Raw genomic sequence first — 19,345 nt, forward strand, 5'->3', positions numbered from 1 at the left:
AATTTTCGTTGGTTCTTAGATTATAATTCATTTATGCAAAATACATTAACCCCAACCTGGCAAGAGAAAGTAAGGGCATTCGCAGCACAATCTGAAGAAATGGGAGCGTTGCATCCCGAAATCTTAACGCTTGCTTATCAGGAAAACTGGTTTAAGCTGTTTGTACCAGCAATTTATGGTGGTGCAGGTAAAAAACTTCCTGAAATATTAAGGCTGGAAGAAGAACTAGCGGAAGCCGATGGAAGTTTGGGATGGACCGTTACCCTTTGTGCAGGAGCGGCATGGTTTGCCGGATTTTTAGATTCTGAACTGGCAAAAGAAGTTTTTGCAGATCCACGCGTTTGTTTTGCAGGCAGTGGTGCAGTTGGCGGTACCGCAGTAAAGAGCAGTAACGGTTACCTGGTAAACGGGCATTGGAAATACGCCAGTGGTGCCTTACATGCCACAATTTTTACGGCCAATTGTGTGCTTAAAAATGATGATGGATCAGATGTGCTGGATGTGGATGGCAATCCGGAAATTAAATCATTTATCCTTAAAAAAGCAGAAGTAGAAATTTTAGCCGGGTGGTCTTATTTTGGTTTAATTGCCACCGGAAGTCACGCCTTTGAAGTGAATAACCTTGAAGTTCCTCTAAACAGAACTTTCAAAATTAACGATACTATAGAAGTAAGTGATGAGGGATTTGACTATCCTTTTTTACAACTCGCTGAAACCACTTTGGCGGTGAATAGTTTAGGTATGGCAAATCATTTTATCACGTTGGTGGAAGATGCATTCTTCTCAAGATCAGGTTTGAAAAGATATCAGAAAGATCAGATTACTTATTTTACTTCCGTACTCAATACTTGTAAAGCAGAAGTTTCCGATTTAAAGATTGAATTTTATGCCGCATTTGATCAGTCGTGGGAGCAGTTGATCAATACAGGTATAATCGACACGAATGTATTGTTCCAAGTAAGTGCATTGAGCAGAAAACTCGCTCATGCATGCCGGAGATCAGCAGATTTGCTTTTTCCCTACTGCGGCCTTGAAGCAGCGAAAAAAGATAGTGAAATTAATCGCGTTTGGCGAGATATGCATACTGCAAGTCAACATGCTTTACTCACCTTCGAAAACTAATTATTCCAGAAGTTCAGGTTTAATCTTTTCTTTAAAGTCGCTGGCAAACTTATTTAGTTTCGGCTGAATCACAAACGTACAATAAGGCTTGCTTTGGTTTTGATTAAAATAATCCTGATGATAATCTTCAGCTTCATAAAAATCGGTAGCGGGAAGAATCTCAGTTACAATTGGGTTTTCAAAAACATTTTCTTGCTCCAGGTGAGCAACAAGCTGTTCAACTTCCTGTTTTTGAATGTTATGATGATAGAAAATTACTGAACGGTATTGGCTGCCAATATCATTCCCTTGTTTGTTAAGTGTTGTGGGATTATGTGTCTTGAAAAAGATGAGTGCCAGATCACGAAAAGATATTACTTCTTCATCAAATTCAATTTCAATAACCTCTGCATGGCCGGTATCCCCATGAGAAATTTCCATATAGGTTGGGTGTTTTAACTCACCGCCCATATAACCTGAAGTCACCTTTTTCACACCATTAATAGTTTGAAATATTGCTTCGGTGCACCAAAAACAGCCACCGCCAAATGTTGCTTTTTGCATAAGCATAATCTAACGAAAACTATGCCAGTATAGATTTTTGAAACGTAAAGATATTGTGCATTGAATTGACTTTCAGTGCATTAAATTTCAACGTATCGAAGATTTCTACCAGCCAGTAAAGTGCTATGCTGGCTTATTCTAAATAAAAAAATCCTCATTCAAATGAATGAATGAGGATTTAGTATTTTACGAAAGTATATTATTGGTATTGAACGTAAATTGGTTTTGGAGTTAGTTTCAATAACTCTTCCGGAGTCATTAATCTATTTGGAGCTTTTTTCAGATCGTTTTTATAAAACAACTTGAAACCAGTAAACTGAACAGGCTCACTTTGAATAAAGTGTCTGTAAGTTCCTTTTTTCAATTCCGGCTCACCCCATCCATCCATGTGCATCACTACCTGTACTTCAGGGCGTAATTTGATGTTTTGTGAATTGGTTACCATCTTCTTGGTAAATCGGTGTAACACAAAAACTTTTGGAGGCAAATTGTATTTTTTAACCATATCAGCCAAGTATCCGGTAACGTAATTAATATCGGCCGCATCATAAGTTCCAATTTTTTTGCCGGGTAGAGAACCATCTTTCATCGAAAACTCCGGATCGATACCTAAATGAACATATGGTAACTGTAAATATTTTTCAATATGCGGTAATTCTGCCTTAATGGTACTTAGTGCAACCTGAAGATCTAAAAATACGATTGTATTGGGTTGCATCTTCGAGATCTTCAAAACTGAATCGATCTGCTTGTTGCCCATACGGTTAATATATTTTCCATCTTTACCTGCAGTTCCACTTGCAACAGCTGCAATGTAGTGCAAGCCTGGCTGAACCGGAGTAGTAGGGTCTGCTTTTTCCCATTTCTTTACTTCTGTATTCAGGCGTTGCCACATTTCTTTAGGTGCATATTCGCCCAAAGCACCCATTTTTTTCGAATGAAGATTACCATAATAAACTACAATACGTTTAAATGGTAAAATGGCACCAGCCAATGGTGTAGGTTGATTTTTTACCGGCCATCTGCCTGTAGTATCTCCGTTAGCAAGTTTTTTATCTAGTGAATCATACAGTTTTCTATCAACGGGTTTCATAATGTTGACAGTAGAATCTGTTTTCTTTTTGGATGTGTCAGCGCTTGCGCCACTTCCGCTCTTACCATCTGCGTTGCAGTTGGCAAATAAGCTGATTGCAGCAAACCCAAGGATTAGAGTGCCCGCTAATTGAGGAAATTTCATAGATATTATAAAGTATTAAAGTTTAGACAGTTTTTCCGAATCTGTTGTGCATGAAAGTAGGATGGAAATCTGGAAGTTTAAAATAAAGTAATCAACATTTACACATTGCAGAATTTGCCAAAAACACCTAAAGGTAATTTAACGCCTGCAGTGGCTTGTAAATATAATTCACCTGTTTCTAAATTTTTAACGCTAGGGAATGATGTGCGGATTAGATTTTCTACAATAACTGAAGAAAATCCTAAAGAATAGGTATTCAGGATTAAGAAGTGCTCTTTTTCATCCAGAAGCTGAACAACATCTTGCATCATTTCCTGGATGTGATCTTCCAGTTTCCATTTTTCGCCATTTGGGCCGTGGCCATAGGCTGGGGGATCCAAAATGATGCCATTGTATTTTTTGCCTCGTTTTAGTTCTTTTTTTACGAACTTTAAGGCATCTTCTACCATCCAGCGGGTGTTTTTTAAACCCGAAAGTTCCTGGTTTTCGTTTGCCCAGGTTACCACCTGTTTAATTGAATCAACATGTGTTGTGTCTGCACCAGCGGCATTTGCAATTAGAGATGCAGCACCGGTATAAGCAAAAAGGTTCAGCACTTTTGGCTGTGGGGTTTTAAATTTCTTGATAGAAGAAGAGATAAAATCCCAGTTAACAGCCTGTTCCGGGAATACGCCAACATGTTTGAAAGAGGTTAACCCTAACCTAAGCTTGATGGCAACTTCGTTGTTTTTGTATTCTACGTGCCAGCGGTCTGGCATGGATTGATTTTTTTTAACCCATTCTCCAGAAGTTGCAGAGCGGCCTCTGAAGGTGATATTAGCTGTTTTTTTCCACTCTTGTTCTGATAACGTTTTCTTCCAAACGGCCTGAGGTTCAGGTCTGATCAAAATAGCATTACCAAAACGTTCTAATTTTTCAAAATCCCCGCAATCAATCAGTTCATAATCTTTCCAATGAGTAGGGGCAAGTAATTGTATCATGTATTATTCTATGTGGTCCGTCACGGAGAAATATAAAGCAATCTAAATATCTAATAAAATTGCATAGTGCCTCGCAATGACGATTAAAGTTAAAACTTATCTTTAGCGGCTTTCATAAAACGGCTTGCAAATACGAAGTCATTAAGCTCCTGAATATCCGTGTGCGCAATTTCTTTGTTGCTGCCCTCCCAGAATTTTTTCCCCTCGTGTAAAAATAAAATGTAATCGCCAATACCCATTACGGAGTTCATATCGTGGGTTACCACAATGGTTGTCGTTTTAAACTCTTCAGTAATTTCCTGAATCAATTCATCAATTACAATGGAAGTTTTTGGATCTAAACCTGAGTTAGGCTCATCACAAAATAAGTATTTGGGATTCATAGAAATGGCCCGGGCAATACCCACACGCTTTTTCATCCCCCCTGAAAGTTCTGCCGGGAACAGTTTATTTTTTCCGGCGAGATTAACCCTTTCCAGACAAAAATTTACACGCTCAATTTTTTCTGCCCTGGTTTGATCGGTAAACATGTTTAATGGAAACATAATATTATCTTCCACCGTCATACTATCAAACAACGCTGATCCTTGAAAAAGCATTCCGATTTCTTTACGAACTTCAATACGTTGCTCGTAAGTCATTGGGGTAAAATCGCGACCGTCGTAAAGTACTGATCCTGAATCAGGCTGGTGTAAACCGACCATACATTTGAGCAGAGTCGTTTTTCCTGAGCCAGATCCACCAATAATTAAATTGGTAACACCTTCTTCAAATTTTCCGGAAATGCCTTTTAAAACTTCGTTTCCGGAGAATGATTTGTATATATCTTTAACTTCGATCATTATAATAACAATTGAGTAACCAGGTAATCGCAAACAAGAATAGAGATACAGCTAATTACTACGGCTCTGGTACTTGCCTGTGAAACTTCTAAAGCCCCGCCACGAACGTAAAAACCCTCGTATGCTGGCACGGAAGTAATAATAAAGCCGAAAACAAAAGCCTTAACCAGCGCTACAGTAATGGTATAAGGATTAAAATCTGTTGTAATACCCTGAATATATTCTGCAGGAGTAACAGCACCTGAGATTGAACCACCAATATAACCACCAGAAATACTTAAGAACATTGAAATGATAACCAGCATCGGCACCATTGTAATTCCCGAAATAATTTTTGGAAGAATCAGATAACCCGGGGCGTTAATTCCCATAATCTCTAAAGCGTCAATTTGCTCGGTAACACGCATCGAACCAATTTCTGATGAAATTGCTGAACCTATTTTTCCGGCTAAAACTATTGCGCTAATGGTAGGGCTTAATTCTAAAATACTAGAGTCACGGTTAACAGAACCGATAATTGTTTTTGGGATAAAATCACTAACCAGCTGGAAAGCAATTTGTAAAGTCATTACGGCACCAATAAAAGTAGAGATGATGGCAATAAGTCCTAAAGAGCCCACACCAACATAATCCATTTGTTTGGCGATCTCTTTAAGGTATATTTTCAGTTTTTCCGGCTTTCTGAATACAGACTTAAGTAGCAGGATGTATCTGCCGAAATTGGTAAAATTCATTCCGTATGTATTGCTTAATTTAAATGATCATTTATAGTACTACAAAGAAACGATAAAAAAGTTGACCCTCTTTGATAATTACAAAAATATTCGTGGTTTTCAATATAAATATGGTTTTTTGTTAACAAAAACTAATCCGTACACGATGAAAGCTGTAATCACAGGAGCAACAAAAGGAATTGGAAGGGCTATTGCAATTAAACTTTGGCAACAAGGCTACCAACTGGCATTAGTAGCCAGAGGTTTAAAAGAACTTGAACAATTACAGGATGAATTATTTGATGCGGATCGAAAAATTTTGATTTATTCAGTGGATTGCTCAATAAAGGAAGAGGTACTCAAATTTCTAGATCAAATAGATTCAGCATTTGGTTTTGCCGATGTTTTGGTAAATAATGTGGGCACCTATATTCCTGGTAGTTTGCTTGATGAGGATGATGAAACTTTTGAAATGCAGCAATCATTAAATGTTAATGCAAGCTATTACATGAGCAAATTCTTTGGAAAAAAAATGCGTTCAGAGCATCGTGGGCACATCTTTAATATCTGTTCAGTAGCCAGTAAAGCGCCCGTTGAAAATGGTGGCAGTTATAGTGTAACAAAAGCAGCGATGTTAAGTCTTAACAATGTATTGCGGCAAGAGTTAGCGCCACACAACGTTAAAGTAACTGCGTTTTTGCCGGGTTCAACCAAAACTTCATCATGGGAAGGAACAACCATACCAGATGAAAAATTTGTTCAGCCCGAAGATATAGCAGAAACTTTGTACACCATTTTAAACTTAAGTAAAGGGGTTAACGTTGATGAGGTTTTAATTACGCCGCTGAATTTTTAAACACAAAATGAACAGCGTTATGGAAAAGAAGCTTTTTAGAAATGAACACGATAAGATGATTGCCGGTGTAGCTTCAGGACTTGCAGATTACATGCAGGTTGAGGTTACCATCGTTAGGCTATTATTTGTACTATCAACCATATTTATGGCAGGCGGCGGTTTAATCGCCTATATCATCATGTGGATAATTGTTCCGGTGAACAACGATCCGGCAGCAAGATTCTCAAAATTTAATGATTATTTTAACAAAAACAACCCCAATACACCGCCCTTTGGTAATCCAGATCCTTTTTCAGGTTCAGCCACAGGCAATACCAACTGGTCTCAGCCGGTAAATGATTTTGAGAAAAAACCTTTTGAAACACAGCCAGATTTTAACAGGGTAAATAAATCTAATGATGCAGGCAGAACAATAGCTGGTTTACTTTTATTGGTAATAGGATGTTTCTTTTTAATGCATGAACTCGATTTTATTCCCCAATGGTTCACCATTAGAAATCTTTTCAAATTCATGTGGCCATTGATTTTTATTGCCTTGGGGATTAGCATTATCGCGAAATCTAAAAGAAAAAACGAATGGGCAGCTTTTCAAAACCAACAAAATCAGGAAGAGCAGAAAAAAGCCGCTGATTTTTCGGAAACAGTAGTACCCGAGGAAGAAACAAAAAACGACAATAATTCAACATCAACTAACCCTCAAGTATAAACGTTATGAAATTAGATAGATTAATATGGGGTATTTTACTGCTTTTTATTGGTGGTGTACTTCTACTCGAAAACTTTGGTATCATTGATTTTTACTGGCGCAACGTATGGAGTTTTTGGCCAATATTTTTAATCATTGCCGGTGTTAACATTTTATTCAATAGAAATAATTCACAAGCCGGAAGCATGGTATCCCTTGCGGTTTTGGTTGTTGCTTTAGGATTTTTGTTTTTTAAAGGTCAGCAGGAACCCGATCGAAGTGGCTGGTGGGGCAATAAATTTAAAAAGGATGTTGATATTAGTATTGATGATAATGACAGTGATGATGACAACGATGAGGATAGCAATGATACGGCGTTTAATAGTTTGAAATTAGCTGAGCCATTTGTAGCGACTGAAAATGCTAAAAAAACAGTTTTAAATATTTCTGGTGGAGGTATTTCATTCAATTTAGATGGAGAAACTGCTGAATTGATCAATGCTGATGTGAAGAAAAGACATGGAAACTTCTCATTGAAAAAACTCATTACCGATTCGGCAACCGTGTTAACTTTTAGCATGGACGATAGAAAAAGCAAATGGAAGTTTGGTGATAGCGGAAATGAGGTAAATTTTAAGCTAAACAAAGCTGCAAACTGGGATATTTTAATGAAACTTGGTGCAGGCGAGGCAAATTTCGATTTTGCTGATTACAAAGTTCGTACATTTCGTTTTGATGGTGGTGCAGCTGCTTTAGACATTAAATTTAGTGATTTACTGCCGATTACCGATGTGGTGGTTAAATCCGGCGTAGCCGATGTGAAAATAAAAGTTCCGACAAATTCTGGTTGTCGCATCAAAACTAAAACCGGCTTATCAGCCAAAGATTTTGATGGTTTTGAAAAATTAAGTGATGGTGTTTATGAAACATCAAACTACAAAACATCAACCAAAAAAATCTTTATTAATTTAGATGGTGGATTGAGTAACTTTGAGGTTAGTAGATATTAAGAAGCTCAAAGGTGAAAGCTTAAAGACTAAAGCATCAGCCGAAATCTTTAAATTTTAATCTAATGAACGATCAATATACCGTAGTTATAAACGGAAAGCCACAAGGGCCTTATCATTTATCACAGCTTAGTGATTTAAACATCACACCAAATACATTCATCCGAAAACCTGGTATGGATGATTACAAAGAGGCTCACGCAATACCTGAATTGCGTGAGCTTTTGGGTTTCAAATATCAAAAAACGGCCCCTCAGTACTTTGCCGCATTCGATCAGCGATTGCTTGCAACAGTGATTGATCACTTTATCATTTTCGGGATTTATAGCATCGTTATTCTGCTAAGTTTCATTTTTATAGAAGGTAAAGATCAGCGGATCATGGCTTATTTAGTTCCGTTTCCATCCATTTTTGTCATTAAACTTATCTATGGAAGCATTGCCGAAGCATCAAAAACCCAAGCTACCATCGGTAAAAAGATACTTAACATCAAGGTGACTGATCTTGAGGGTTCGCAAATTTCATTTGGTCGATCATTGGCCAGAAATTTTTCTAAAATTTTATCGGTTATCCCAGTGTTCTTCGGGTACTTATATAGTTTCTTAAACCGTAAAAATCAATGCTGGCATGATATAGCGGCTGATTGCCTGGTGATAAAAGACAGGCTGATATAATTAATTATTGAGTTTTTAATGATTGAGTTTTGAATTCAGAAGTTGCGGTTATCATTCACTCATTCAAAATTCACTAATTCTATAATTAGATATTACAACATTCCAACATCAAAACATTCCAACAATCCTTATCTTTGCAGTCGCATGGAAAATATATCGGTAAAACCTGAATTAGCAGGTGGATATTGCAATAGTTTAACGCAATATTCGAGGTTTCTAACTCGTGAGGTAAAGATTGGTGACATCGCATTGGGTGGCCATAATCCTATTCGCATTCAATCGATGACGACTACCGATACCATGGATACCATTGGAACCGTTGAACAAACCATCCGAATGGTAGAATCAGGTTGTGAATATGTTCGGATTACTGCTCCGAGTATAAAAGAAGCTGAAAATTTAGCCAACATCAAAAAAGAATTACGGTTTCGAGGATACGATGTTCCCTTAATTGCCGATATACATTTTACGCCAAATGCTGCGGAAATGGCGGCAAGGATTGTGGAAAAAGTTCGTGTGAATCCGGGAAATTATGCAGATAAAAAGAAATTTGAGAACCTGGAATATACGCAGGATGCCTACACTGCGGAGTTAGAGCGGATCAATAAAAAGTTTGTTCCCCTAATCAAAATTTGTAAAGAATATGGTACTGCTATGCGAATCGGTACCAATCATGGTTCGCTGTCTGATCGAATTATGAGCCATTATGGCGATACGCCACGGGGTATGGTAGAATCGGCGATGGAATTTATCCGCATGTGCGAAGCCGAAAATTACTATAACCTGGTGATTTCGATGAAAGCCAGCAACACGCAAGTAATGGTTCAAGCATATCGTTTGTTGGTTGAAACCATGGTGAAAGAAGGTATGAATTATCCTTTGCACTTAGGCGTAACTGAAGCTGGCGACGGGGAAGATGGGCGTATAAAATCAGCCGTTGGAATTGGTACTTTGTTAGAAGATGGTTTGGGTGATACCATTCGTGTTTCCTTAACCGAAGATCCGGAATTTGAAGCGCCTGTTGCAAAAGCATTGGCAGATAGGTATGTGAATAGAGCTGAAGGTCTAAAGTGGAAAGTTGAAAGCAATACTGTCGTATGTCATCCTGAGCTTGTCGAAAGACAATCACCAACTTACAATCCATACCAATATTCGCGAAGAACAACAGAAAGTGTTCAGCACATCGGAGGTCACCATCATCCGGTTGTGATGATTGATGTTTCTAAAGAAAACCTGAAAGACCCTTACTTTTTAAATGCTATTGGTTACAATTATAGCGCTGGTTTAGATAAATATAACCTATCAGACCAAGCTTGCGATTTGGCTTTTTTGGGTGATCATTTACCGTCATTTTCTTTTCCTGGGAATTTAAAGCAGGTTTACAACTATCAAACCTGGTTGAAACTTCAAGATAAAAATAACTGTCATCCATTATTTTCTTTGGATGAGTTCAACGAAGCTGCGGTTAAAGATGAGCATTTAAATTTCGTAGAAATTGATGCAGCGCAGTTCAATCATTTGTCTTTACATCAGTTGATAAATGTCGTTTTTGTATTGAAAACTACAGCAAGTCACGGCATGGCAGAGCAAAGGGCTTTTTTTGTCGCTTTGCAAGAAAGAAATATTCAAACTCCGGTAATTATTAAGCGCACTTATGAAACATTAAATGCTGATAATTTGCAGCTTTATGCATCAACTGATTTTGGCGCATTATTTACTGATGGCTTTGGCGATGGAATTTGGATAGATGCTTCAGGTCAGAATCTAGCATTAATTAACTCGACCAGCTTTGGGATTTTGCAGGCTACCAGAACCAGAATCAGTAAAACTGAATATATCTCCTGCCCAAGTTGTGGCAGAACGCTTTTCGATTTACAGGAAACTACTCAATTGATTCGTTCGAGAACAGACCATTTGAAAGGCCTTAAAATTGGAATTATGGGTTGCATTGTAAATGGTCCGGGCGAAATGGCTGATGCCGATTATGGTTATGTAGGTACAGGCCCTGACAAAATTACTTTGTACCGTGGTCAGGAAGTGGTTAAGAAAAATGTAAATACAGCTTTTGCCTTGGATGAATTAATTGATATTATAAAAGGTGATGGCAATTGGATAGAGAAAGAATAGCCTGTTATTTTTTAAGAAATCAATTCAAGTGAAAATCAGGACGGCCGTCATTGCGAGGCACGAAGCAATCACTTTCTACTTCGATATCAAAATGAAATTGCTTCAATCGATGAAGTACTTATTCTCAATGGTGGCCTTATAAGACAGAGCAGCTAGTCTATTGAAGAGCTATGTAAATATGTTTTAAAAAGCTCAATATGGCGTAAGTCAATATACAATTTACTTTTCTAGCCAATAAATACTAAATTAACTCAATGAATATTCCAACCTTTCAAACCATATTTAGCGAATTCAGAAACTGGCTGATAGAAAAAGACCTTTCTGGCGCCGAACTGGTTTATTCATATTTTTTTATTGGTTTAATTGGCGTAACGCTATTCCTTTTTATTACCATATTCTTAACCAGGCAGGTATTTATTTTTGCAGTAAGAAGTGCTAAAACCAAAACCGATTGGCAAAAAGCACTTTTCGAATTCAGGGTTTTTAGAGCTTTTGCTTTAATATTTGGTGCATACATTATTTACAATGCCGTTCCTTTCGTATTTATTGATTTCAAACACTGGCTTTTTTATGCATTGATATTTTCCAGAATTTACGTGGTGCTAGCCACAATGTTTGCCATCAATGCATTTTTAAACGCCATGGTTTCCATCATGGAAGCCTCCAAGAAATATGCCGATAAACCCATCAGAAGTTACAAGCAGGTTGCGAAAATCATTATTTATATTTTAGGGTTCGTCCTGATTCTCTCCATCATATTAAACCAATCTCCTTTGTATATTTTTGGTGGTTTTGGAGCGGTAACGGCAGTTTTTATCTTGGTTTTTCGCGACCCGATTTTAGGTTTTGTGGCCTCCGTACAAATGAGTGCCATTGATTTGGTTCGAGTTGGCGATTGGATTACAGTCGAAAAATATGGTGCTGATGGCGAGGTAACAGAAATTAACCTGACTACAATTAAAGTGCGTAATTGGGATAAAACCGTAACCATTGTGCCGAGTTATGCCATCGTGAGTGAATCTTTTAAAAACTGGCGGGCAATGGAAGAAAGTGAGGGGAGAAGAATTAAACGCCACATCAATATTAAAATCTCGAGCATTAAATTTTGCGATGATGAACTCATTTCCCGTTTGCAAAACATCGATTTTCTGAAAGATTATTTAGCGGAAACCCAGTTGCAAATTGCCAAGTTTAACGCTGAAAATGCAGTAAATCCAAATAATCTGGTTAACGGAAAGCACATGACGAACATTGGTACATTTAGAGTTTATGCAGAAAAATATTTAGAAAGCAATCCTTTCATCAATACCGATTTAACGTTTATGGTGCGCCAGTTACAAGCCACAGAAAATGGTTTACCTATCGAAATTTACGTGTTTTCGAAAGAGAAGGGCTTAAGGAAGTTCGAGGAGGTGGCAGCCGATATTTTTGACCATTTACTTGCTGCGGTTCCTTACTTTGATTTAGAAATTTTCCAAAGTCCGAGTGGAAGCGATATGCGTGGTTTTGTAAGCAGAGGCAATGATTAAGATTGCTGTTATCATTCTGAACGTACCGATTAATCTCTAACCTATTGACTCTGCATTAGCATACAGAAGTACATTTTCTGGCTGTGCCTTAATTAAGAATTTCGTCTCATCATCTAGAGATTTACTCCCCTAAAAATGTCAAAACCTTTTCGCAAACCTTAAATAAAAGTGGAGGCAAGGTTTCGTTTTCATAAGGATGCGAAGCGCCGTAAACATGATTTGCGCCCTCGATTTTTATCAATCTACTACCTGGATTCGCATCGGCTAATTTTTGTGCATTTTCGAAAGGAACATTTACATCCTCATCACCCTGAATAATTAACCATGGAATATTAATTCGTTTGGCAGCTTCGATAATATTTAGTGTTTCCGCATTTTCTTCAAAATCTTGCAGTAGCTCAACATTTAAAGGCATTTGCTCTTTTGTTCTGGCATTGGTTACATAGATTTTGCCTGTACTTTTCCATTCCGCTTCCTGCTCTTTTTTCCAAAGGCTATCAAAATTTGAAATGGCACTCCAGGTAATCAATTTAGCAATTCGCAAATCGTGAGCGGCTTCAATTATCGCTAAGCCACCGCCGCGACTATGGCCAATTAAATTCACTTTAGTATTGTTACCATAAACCTTTTCAATGTAATCAAGTACGGCATTCACATCAAAGAGTTCTTTCGAAAAGGTATTACTCGCAAAAGCATTTAAATCGCTCACATCTTTTGGATTATCTGCCGGTACGCCGCTGTGCGATAAGTTGAATTTTATATACCGATAACCATTGGCTGCGAAATATCGGGCAACTAAATTGTGTGCGCCCCAATCTTTAAAGCCTTTGAAACCATGAACAAAAAGTACTATTGGCGTATTTGAGTTTTTATCATCAAAAGTAATATCTCCGATAATTAGCTTTCCGTCTGCACCGCTTAGGCTGAAATCATTTTGTACAATCATAATATTTTAACAGCTGTTGTGGAATAGTGTTTGTTTTACGCTATAAAATTTTTAATTATGGCAACAGAAAACCAAACACCAAACCCTGAATCAGAAAACGGATTTTTTGATAGTTTGAAGGATAAATTTAACGAATTTAAAGACAAGGCAGAAGATACTTTTGATGATATCAAAGAAAAAGCAGAAGATATCTGGGAAGAAACTAAGGAAAAGGCTGAAGATTTGAAAGAACAAGCTGAGGAAAAATGGGAAGATTTAACCTCAAAAGAAGAAGAAAAAAAATAATTTAATACCCAAGTTGCAAAAAGGTAAAACTTAAGTTTTACCTTTTTTTGTTTGCAGAGGAATCGGCAATTTGCCATTCCGTTTCATTGAAGAGGCGCCCATGGAGCTTGCTGATTTTCTTTTTAGGTTTGTTATGCAAGCCAGTGTTTCTAAACCCGATTGTAGCGGAAATACTTTTTGTTGGATTTAAGAGGAAGATTGCCACGACATTCCTCCTCGCAATGACGGAATTGGAGCAGAATGACAGAAGTTCAAAAAGATTGTAGCGAAAAGCGGGACTAACATTCAATAGCAACACTGAAATTGCTTTTCAAAATAATCCTATTTTTTCGTATAAATCCATGCCCACCAGATAAACACTGCCTGAAAGGGAATCCGCATCCATGCTATGAAGGGTGTAATTTCAATTGACTTCAACATGAATGGCGCTTTCTGAATCATGTAAATATGTGCGGGCATAAAGGCTATAAGCATCAGCATAATTAACCATGCGCCCAACTTTCTTGTGTTAGAAAAAAGCAGCATTATTCCAAAGGAAATTTCTAAAATGCCCGATAAGTAAATTAAAAATTTGTGAGCCGGCAACCATTCTGGCATTATTGCATAATATCCGGTAGTAGAAATAAAATGACTAAAGCCTGCCAGCATATAGAATAGGGCATAAATCCATAATAGAATTTTGAAAGTAACATTGGGTTTGTCAGGGTTATGCATCTATTTAAAACCGTTCTAAATTAATGTAAATTACAGATTAATGACGTTGACATGCACCAACCGTGTTACTTTTGTATCCCGATAATAGTTAACAACGGAAGCACTTGGAATATTTAAAAGTAATAGCTTTTACGCATCACCACATCGACCTGAAATCTTTAGGGAAATTAGTTATTTGTGACGAGAGTCTAGATAACAGGTTGAGGAATCTTCAGGCAGAGCTTCCCGTTAGCGAAATTTTTTACATCGGTACTTGTAACCGTGTTGAATTTGTTTTTCTTACCAAAGAAAAAACCGATAAAGAATTCGTCACCAAGTTTCTTACTGTTTTGGATATGGGTTTACCTCCAGAATTCATGGAGCGTTTTCTCGATAATGTTACGGTTTATGAAAACGAAGAAGCCTTTAATCACTTATTAAGAACGTCTTGTTCTTTAGAAAGTTTGGTTGTTGGCGAAAAGGAAATCCTGGCGCAAATTCGTAAAGCTTATGAAAATTGCCGCGATGCAGGTTTTACGGGCGATTACATGCGGATGATTATGGATAGGGTAGTGAAAACGGCGAAAGAGGTTTACACGCACACTAATATTTCCAAAAATCCGGTTTCAGTGGTTTCTTTGGCTTATCGTAAGCTTAAAGAATTAAACATGTGTGGCAATTCACGCGTGTTAATTATTGGTGCTGGCGAAACCAACCAAAACATTGCGAAATATCTTAACAAGCATAAGTATTCAAACTTCTCAATTTTTAACCGTACGCTTTCCAAAGCCGAAACTTTGGCTGAAGAACTAAATGGAAAGGCTTATTCACTCGCCGAGTTAGAAAATTTTACGGAAGGTTTCGATGTGATTATTACTTGCACTGGTGCAACAGAAGCTATTATTGATGAGGCACTTTACGCAAAATTGCTTAATGGCGATACCGGCAAGAAGGTAATTGTTGATTTGGCTATTCCAAATGACGTTGCCCCGGCGGTTATTCACAACAATCCAATTCATTACATAGAGGTAGAATCTTTAAAAGAAGTTGCCCGTAAAAATATTCAGGAGCGTTACAACGAACTGGTTCACGCAGAAGATATCATCAACACAAATATTGCAGAGTTTTTTACGGTTTTAAAACAACGCCGCATCGAACTGGCCATGCAGGAAGTTCCCCGGAAGATTAAAGAAATCAAAAATACCGCTTTAAATGGTGTTTTTGCCGATGAAATCAGCCAAATGGATGAAGCTTCCCGTGAGGTTCTGGAACGTGTAATGAACTACATGGAGAAAAAATGTATCAGCGTTCCGATGATTATGGCCAAAGAAATTTTGGTTAAAGAATCTTAATTTCACCGCAAAGTTCACAAAGTTTAGGCGCAAATAACGCCAAGTTAATTTTCTATTTTTTTGGAAAAGCAATTTTCTGTGCTTTTCGGTTGGTTCAGTCCTGCTTTCCGTTTCAATCTTTTTGTCATTGTCAGTCTGAGCCTGTCGAAGACCTGCAACAAAAAGTATTTTCGCTACAATCAGGTTTAGAATAATCTGTTTGTATAAGAAACTTAAAAACTCCCATGAGGCATTGTTTAGAGCACTCGTCATTGCGAGGTACAGCCTGCCCCGACATTTCGGGGAAGCAATCTCTTTTAATAAATAATATAATAAATGAGATTGGTTCAATCGATGAAAAATCGATTTCGCAATAACGGAAACAGTAGTAACATCTATATTTGTTGGATAAATGAAGACCACCCCGCCCTGCGGGCACCCCTCCAAGGGACGGAAATCGCAAATCGCATAAAATTCTCTCAATGTTATATAAACCATCTAGTTTTTTCACTTTCAACTTTTCACTTTCAGCTTTCAACTTCAAACTTTCAGCTTTTCACTCCGAACTGTAACCTCACTGTCTCATTTTTAAACAATTTACTAGATAAGGCCGTATTTAGTTAGATTTGCAAATCATTTAACAATACAGTGAAGAAATTAACCATCGGAACACGCGGTAGCGAACTTGCATTATGGCAGGCTAATCACATTCAAAGTGAATTGGCGGCAATTGGAATTGAAGCGGAAATTAAAATTATTAAAACGCAGGGTGATAAAATTCTGAATTTGCGTTTAGATAAATTGGAAGGAAAAGGCTTTTTTACCAAAGAATTGGAAGAAGAACTTTTGGCTGGTACAATCGATTTAGCGGTTCACTGCTTAAAAGACTTGCCAACTACGCATCCTGCCGGATTAACCATAGCTGCGATTCCACCTCGCGAAGAGGCAACGGAATATCTGTTGATTTTAAAAGATTGTGTTGATGTTTCTCAAAAGCTTTCTTTAAAAAAAGGCGCAATGGTGGGTACATCATCAAACAGAAGAAAAGCCCAGCTTTTAGGCTTACGTTCTGATTTGGAAATTGAAGATTTACGAGGAAACGTTCCCACCCGCATTCAAAAACTGCGTGATGAAGACTACGATGCGATTATGCTGGCAAAAGCTGGTATTAAACGTTTAGGTTTAGATGTTAGTGAATTTCATGTTGAGGAATTAGAGCCAACTGAATTTGTTCCGGCTCCAGCTCAAGGTGCTTTGGCCATTCAAATCAGGGAAAATGATACCGAGCTTTTCGATGCGCTGCAAAAACTTCACGACCCGGCTACAGCAGAAGAAGTTGGGGTAGAACGCAAAGTTTTGAATCTTTTTGAAGGTGGTTGTCACATGCCTTTAGGTTGTTATTGCAAAAAAGAAGATAATGAATTTGAAGTATGGACTTCAAAAGCTGAAACAGCTGATGATTTTCCTGAGCGCTTATTTTTACGTTCAGAAACTACTGCAGGTTTAGCTGAAAAAATCGTTGCTAAATTTGATAAAACACGCAAAAAGCCCGCAAAGGTTTTTATTTCCCGTGAAATTGGCGAGCACAGCTACTTCCGCAAAGCTTTAGAAAGTAATAACATAGAAATTGAAGGCAGGTCGTTAATTCGCACTTTTCCTATTGTTACCGTTTTAGACCAGTTCATTTTAAAAAATATTGATTGGATTTTCTTCAGTAGCAGAAACAGTGTAGAATATTTCTTCAATTTGAAGCCTCAGTTACCAAAGAAAACACAATTTGGTGTAGTGGGTAGAGGTTCTGAAGATGCCTTACGTAAGTTCAATCATTTCGCCGATTTTGTTGGCGCAAGTGGCGATATTTCGGAGGTTGCTGAAGATTTCGCAAAGTTGGTTTCAGGGAAGAATGTACTGTTTCCTAGAGCACAGGATTCGCTGCAATCGATACAAAAATCATTACCTGCTGACGCAAAGGTGATTGATTTGCCAATTTACGAAACGGTAATCGAAGAAAATATCGACCAGAGTTATGCTGATGTTTTAATCTTTACCAGTCCATCAAACGTGGATGCTTATTTCGCTGATAATTTATTAGAACCCGGTCAGCAAGTGATTGCCATCGGTAATTCTACAGGGAAGAAGTTCGATGAAATGGGCGTGAAATATACTTTACCTTATTCACCTGATGAAATCGGATTATCTGAGGCAGTTTTTGGAATAGAAATTAAATAGAGGTTGAGGGTTTAAAGGTTTAAGGTGGAGGGTTTGGGTGCAGAAGAATAAAGCTGAAAGACCAAAGACTAAAGCGATAAGCAAGACCCCATCGTCATTGCGAGGTACGAAGCAATCTTAAAGTGAGTAAAATAGGTTTGGAGAAAGAAGTATAGCAGATATATAAAAAAATAACCCCGTCCTGCGGACACCCCTCTGGAAGAGGGGAATGCTCGGCGGCTAGCTATAATTATAAACTTTGAGGGATATCCCCCTTTGGAGGGGGCAGGGGGAGGATTTAGTTTATTATACACAAATAGAAGTTCTCTAAACCCGATTGAAGTGGAAATACTTTTTGTTGCAGGTCTTCGACAGGCTCAGACTGACAACCGCAAAAAGATTGAAACGAAAAGCGGGGCTGAGATAACCTAAGAATTACTGGAATTGCTTTTCAAAATAAAATATTAAATAATGTTTCGTGAAGAAACGAACCATGGCGCTCATAAAAATAATACTCAAGTCTTGATACTTGATACTATATACTTGATACTAAAAAAATGTTACATCGCCCGAGAAGATTGAGGAAAAACCCGTTGGTTAGAGAGATGGTAGCCGAAACCCGACTATCGAAAGATATGTTTGTGTACCCTTATTTTGTGGTGCCAGGAACGAATGTTACGCATGCAATTGATGCCATGCCGGGTGTTAACCACTATTCGGTTGATACTTTGGTTAGAGATGTAGAAGCGGGAATGAAAAAAGGCTTGAATAAAATCATGCTTTTTGGGGTGGGCGATGAAAAATCACCGGATGCAAAATCTGCTTATCACGACCATTCGTTGGTACCCACTGCTGTTCGTGAATTGAAAAAACAATTCGGGGAGGATTTATATGTAGTTACCGATGTTTGTGTTTGTTCATATACGAATCACGGTCATTGCGGAATCATGGAGAACGATTACGTTCAGAATGATAAAACCGTTGATGTAATCGCAAAAATGGCTTTAACACATGCACAGGCCGGGGCAGATATGTTCGCACCATCAGACATGATGGATGGCAGGATTGAAGCGATGCGTAATCTATTGGATGAAAATGGTTTCGTAAACGCGGCCATTATGAGTCACGCCACCAAATTTGCATCAGCTTATTACGGTCCGTTTAGAGAGGCTGCTGATTGTGCACCAAGCAAAGGCGATAGAAAAGCCTACCAGATGGATTTCAGAAATCCGCTGGAAGCTTTACGTGAAGCACAATTGGATGAACAGGAAGGTGCAGATGTATTAATGGTAAAACCAGGTTTGGCTTACCTGGATATCATTCAGCGTTTAAAGCAAGACACGAATTTGCCCATTGCGGTTTACAATGTTTCGGGTGAATATTCGATGGTTAAAGCAGCAGCAGAACGTGGCTGGATTGATGAACAAAAGGTAGTGATGGAAACGATGCATGCCTTTGCCAGAGCAGGAGCAAGCATAATTACTACTTACCACATTAAAGATATTTTAAATAACAATTGGCTTTAAAGAGTTGTAAGTTATAGGTTTTAAGTTTTACGTTTTAACGT

General features: G+C 38.0%; 18 protein-coding genes. 11 read left to right on the forward strand and 7 right to left on the reverse strand.

Annotated features, from left to right (window positions below):
* Positions 1-33 precede the first annotated feature (33 nt).
* Entirely contained in the window at positions 34-1,122 is a 1,089-nt protein-coding gene (locus EA772_RS09525) for an acyl-CoA dehydrogenase family protein (RefSeq protein WP_124912721.1), read from the forward strand.
* Here EA772_RS09525 and msrA read toward each other — a convergent pair whose 3' ends face one another.
* The 5 genes from msrA to EA772_RS09550 form a co-directional block, all read right to left on the reverse strand.
* Positions 1,123-1,665, reverse strand: a complete 543-nt coding sequence (gene msrA / locus EA772_RS09530) for a peptide-methionine (S)-S-oxide reductase MsrA (RefSeq protein WP_371683162.1) — start codon at positions 1,663-1,665, stop codon at positions 1,123-1,125.
* Positions 1,666-1,864: 199 nt separating this feature from the next.
* Positions 1,865-2,902: a hypothetical protein gene (locus EA772_RS09535; RefSeq protein ID WP_124912725.1), complete on the reverse strand. Its 1,038-nt coding sequence runs from the start codon at positions 2,900-2,902 to the stop codon at positions 1,865-1,867.
* 98 nt (positions 2,903-3,000) lie between these two features.
* Complete coding sequence (locus EA772_RS09540) at positions 3,001-3,882, reverse strand: class I SAM-dependent methyltransferase (protein WP_124912727.1); 882 nt, start codon at positions 3,880-3,882, stop codon at positions 3,001-3,003.
* 89 nt (positions 3,883-3,971) lie between these two features.
* A complete protein-coding gene (locus tag EA772_RS09545) occupies positions 3,972-4,724 on the reverse strand; it encodes an ABC transporter ATP-binding protein (protein ID WP_116169495.1) in 753 nt (250 codons plus the stop codon).
* A complete protein-coding gene (locus tag EA772_RS09550; protein ID WP_010602507.1) occupies positions 4,724-5,458 on the reverse strand; it encodes an ABC transporter permease in 735 nt (244 codons plus the stop codon). Before EA772_RS09550 ends, EA772_RS09545 begins: the two co-directional genes overlap by 1 nt.
* Before the next feature lie 145 nt (positions 5,459-5,603).
* On the opposite strand from EA772_RS09550, the gene EA772_RS09555 reads away from it, so the two are divergent.
* From EA772_RS09555 to EA772_RS09580, 6 genes are all read left to right on the forward strand, one after another.
* Positions 5,604-6,293, forward strand: a complete 690-nt coding sequence (locus EA772_RS09555; RefSeq protein ID WP_246834080.1) for an SDR family oxidoreductase — start codon at positions 5,604-5,606, stop codon at positions 6,291-6,293.
* A 19-nt stretch (positions 6,294-6,312) separates the two neighbouring features.
* Complete coding sequence (locus EA772_RS09560; RefSeq protein ID WP_124912731.1) at positions 6,313-6,999, forward strand: PspC domain-containing protein; 687 nt, start codon at positions 6,313-6,315, stop codon at positions 6,997-6,999.
* 5 nt (positions 7,000-7,004) lie between these two features.
* A complete protein-coding gene (locus EA772_RS09565; protein WP_124912733.1) occupies positions 7,005-7,988 on the forward strand; it encodes a LiaI-LiaF-like domain-containing protein in 984 nt (327 codons plus the stop codon).
* Between the two features lie 62 nt (positions 7,989-8,050).
* Positions 8,051-8,659, forward strand: coding sequence for an RDD family protein (locus EA772_RS09570; RefSeq protein ID WP_010602511.1), 609 nt, complete (start codon positions 8,051-8,053; stop codon positions 8,657-8,659).
* A gap of 144 nt (positions 8,660-8,803) precedes the next feature.
* Positions 8,804-10,786 (forward strand): (E)-4-hydroxy-3-methylbut-2-enyl-diphosphate synthase, encoded by a 1,983-nt coding sequence (ispG, locus tag EA772_RS09575; protein WP_124912735.1) that lies wholly within the window; start codon positions 8,804-8,806, stop codon positions 10,784-10,786.
* Between the two features lie 254 nt (positions 10,787-11,040).
* The gene (locus EA772_RS09580; RefSeq protein ID WP_124912737.1) at positions 11,041-12,315 is read left to right on the forward strand and encodes a mechanosensitive ion channel family protein; all 1,275 of its coding nucleotides are present in this window, start codon (positions 11,041-11,043) and stop codon (positions 12,313-12,315) included.
* 121 nt (positions 12,316-12,436) lie between these two features.
* Here EA772_RS09580 and EA772_RS09585 read toward each other — a convergent pair whose 3' ends face one another.
* Positions 12,437-13,261 (reverse strand): S9 family peptidase, encoded by an 825-nt coding sequence (locus EA772_RS09585; protein WP_124912739.1) that lies wholly within the window; start codon positions 13,259-13,261, stop codon positions 12,437-12,439.
* A gap of 57 nt (positions 13,262-13,318) precedes the next feature.
* Between EA772_RS09585 and EA772_RS09590 the strand changes: the two genes are divergently transcribed.
* The gene (locus EA772_RS09590) at positions 13,319-13,546 is read left to right on the forward strand and encodes a YtxH domain-containing protein (protein WP_010602515.1); all 228 of its coding nucleotides are present in this window, start codon (positions 13,319-13,321) and stop codon (positions 13,544-13,546) included.
* 321 nt (positions 13,547-13,867) lie between these two features.
* Here the strand turns inward: EA772_RS09590 and EA772_RS09595 are convergent, their stop codons facing one another.
* Entirely contained in the window at positions 13,868-14,260 is a 393-nt protein-coding gene (locus EA772_RS09595; protein WP_124912741.1) for a MauE/DoxX family redox-associated membrane protein, read from the reverse strand.
* A 104-nt stretch (positions 14,261-14,364) separates the two neighbouring features.
* Here EA772_RS09595 and hemA point away from each other — a divergent pair, with 104 nt between their 5' ends.
* The 3 genes from hemA to hemB all read left to right on the forward strand — a co-directional run bounded on the left by hemA (position 14,365) and on the right by hemB (position 19,304).
* Positions 14,365-15,591, forward strand: a complete 1,227-nt coding sequence (gene hemA / locus EA772_RS09600; protein ID WP_124912743.1) for a glutamyl-tRNA reductase — start codon at positions 14,365-14,367, stop codon at positions 15,589-15,591.
* 627 nt (positions 15,592-16,218) lie between these two features.
* On the forward strand, positions 16,219-17,799 hold the full coding sequence (hemC, locus tag EA772_RS09605) for a hydroxymethylbilane synthase (RefSeq protein ID WP_116169504.1): 1,581 nt from the start codon (positions 16,219-16,221) through the stop codon (positions 17,797-17,799).
* A 536-nt stretch (positions 17,800-18,335) separates the two neighbouring features.
* Complete coding sequence (gene hemB, locus EA772_RS09610) at positions 18,336-19,304, forward strand: porphobilinogen synthase (protein WP_124912745.1); 969 nt, start codon at positions 18,336-18,338, stop codon at positions 19,302-19,304.
* Positions 19,305-19,345: the final 41 nt, after the last annotated feature.

The organism is Pedobacter sp. G11, from assembly GCF_003860265.1.
GTDB classification, from domain to species: domain Bacteria; phylum Bacteroidota; class Bacteroidia; order Sphingobacteriales; family Sphingobacteriaceae; genus Pedobacter; species Pedobacter agri.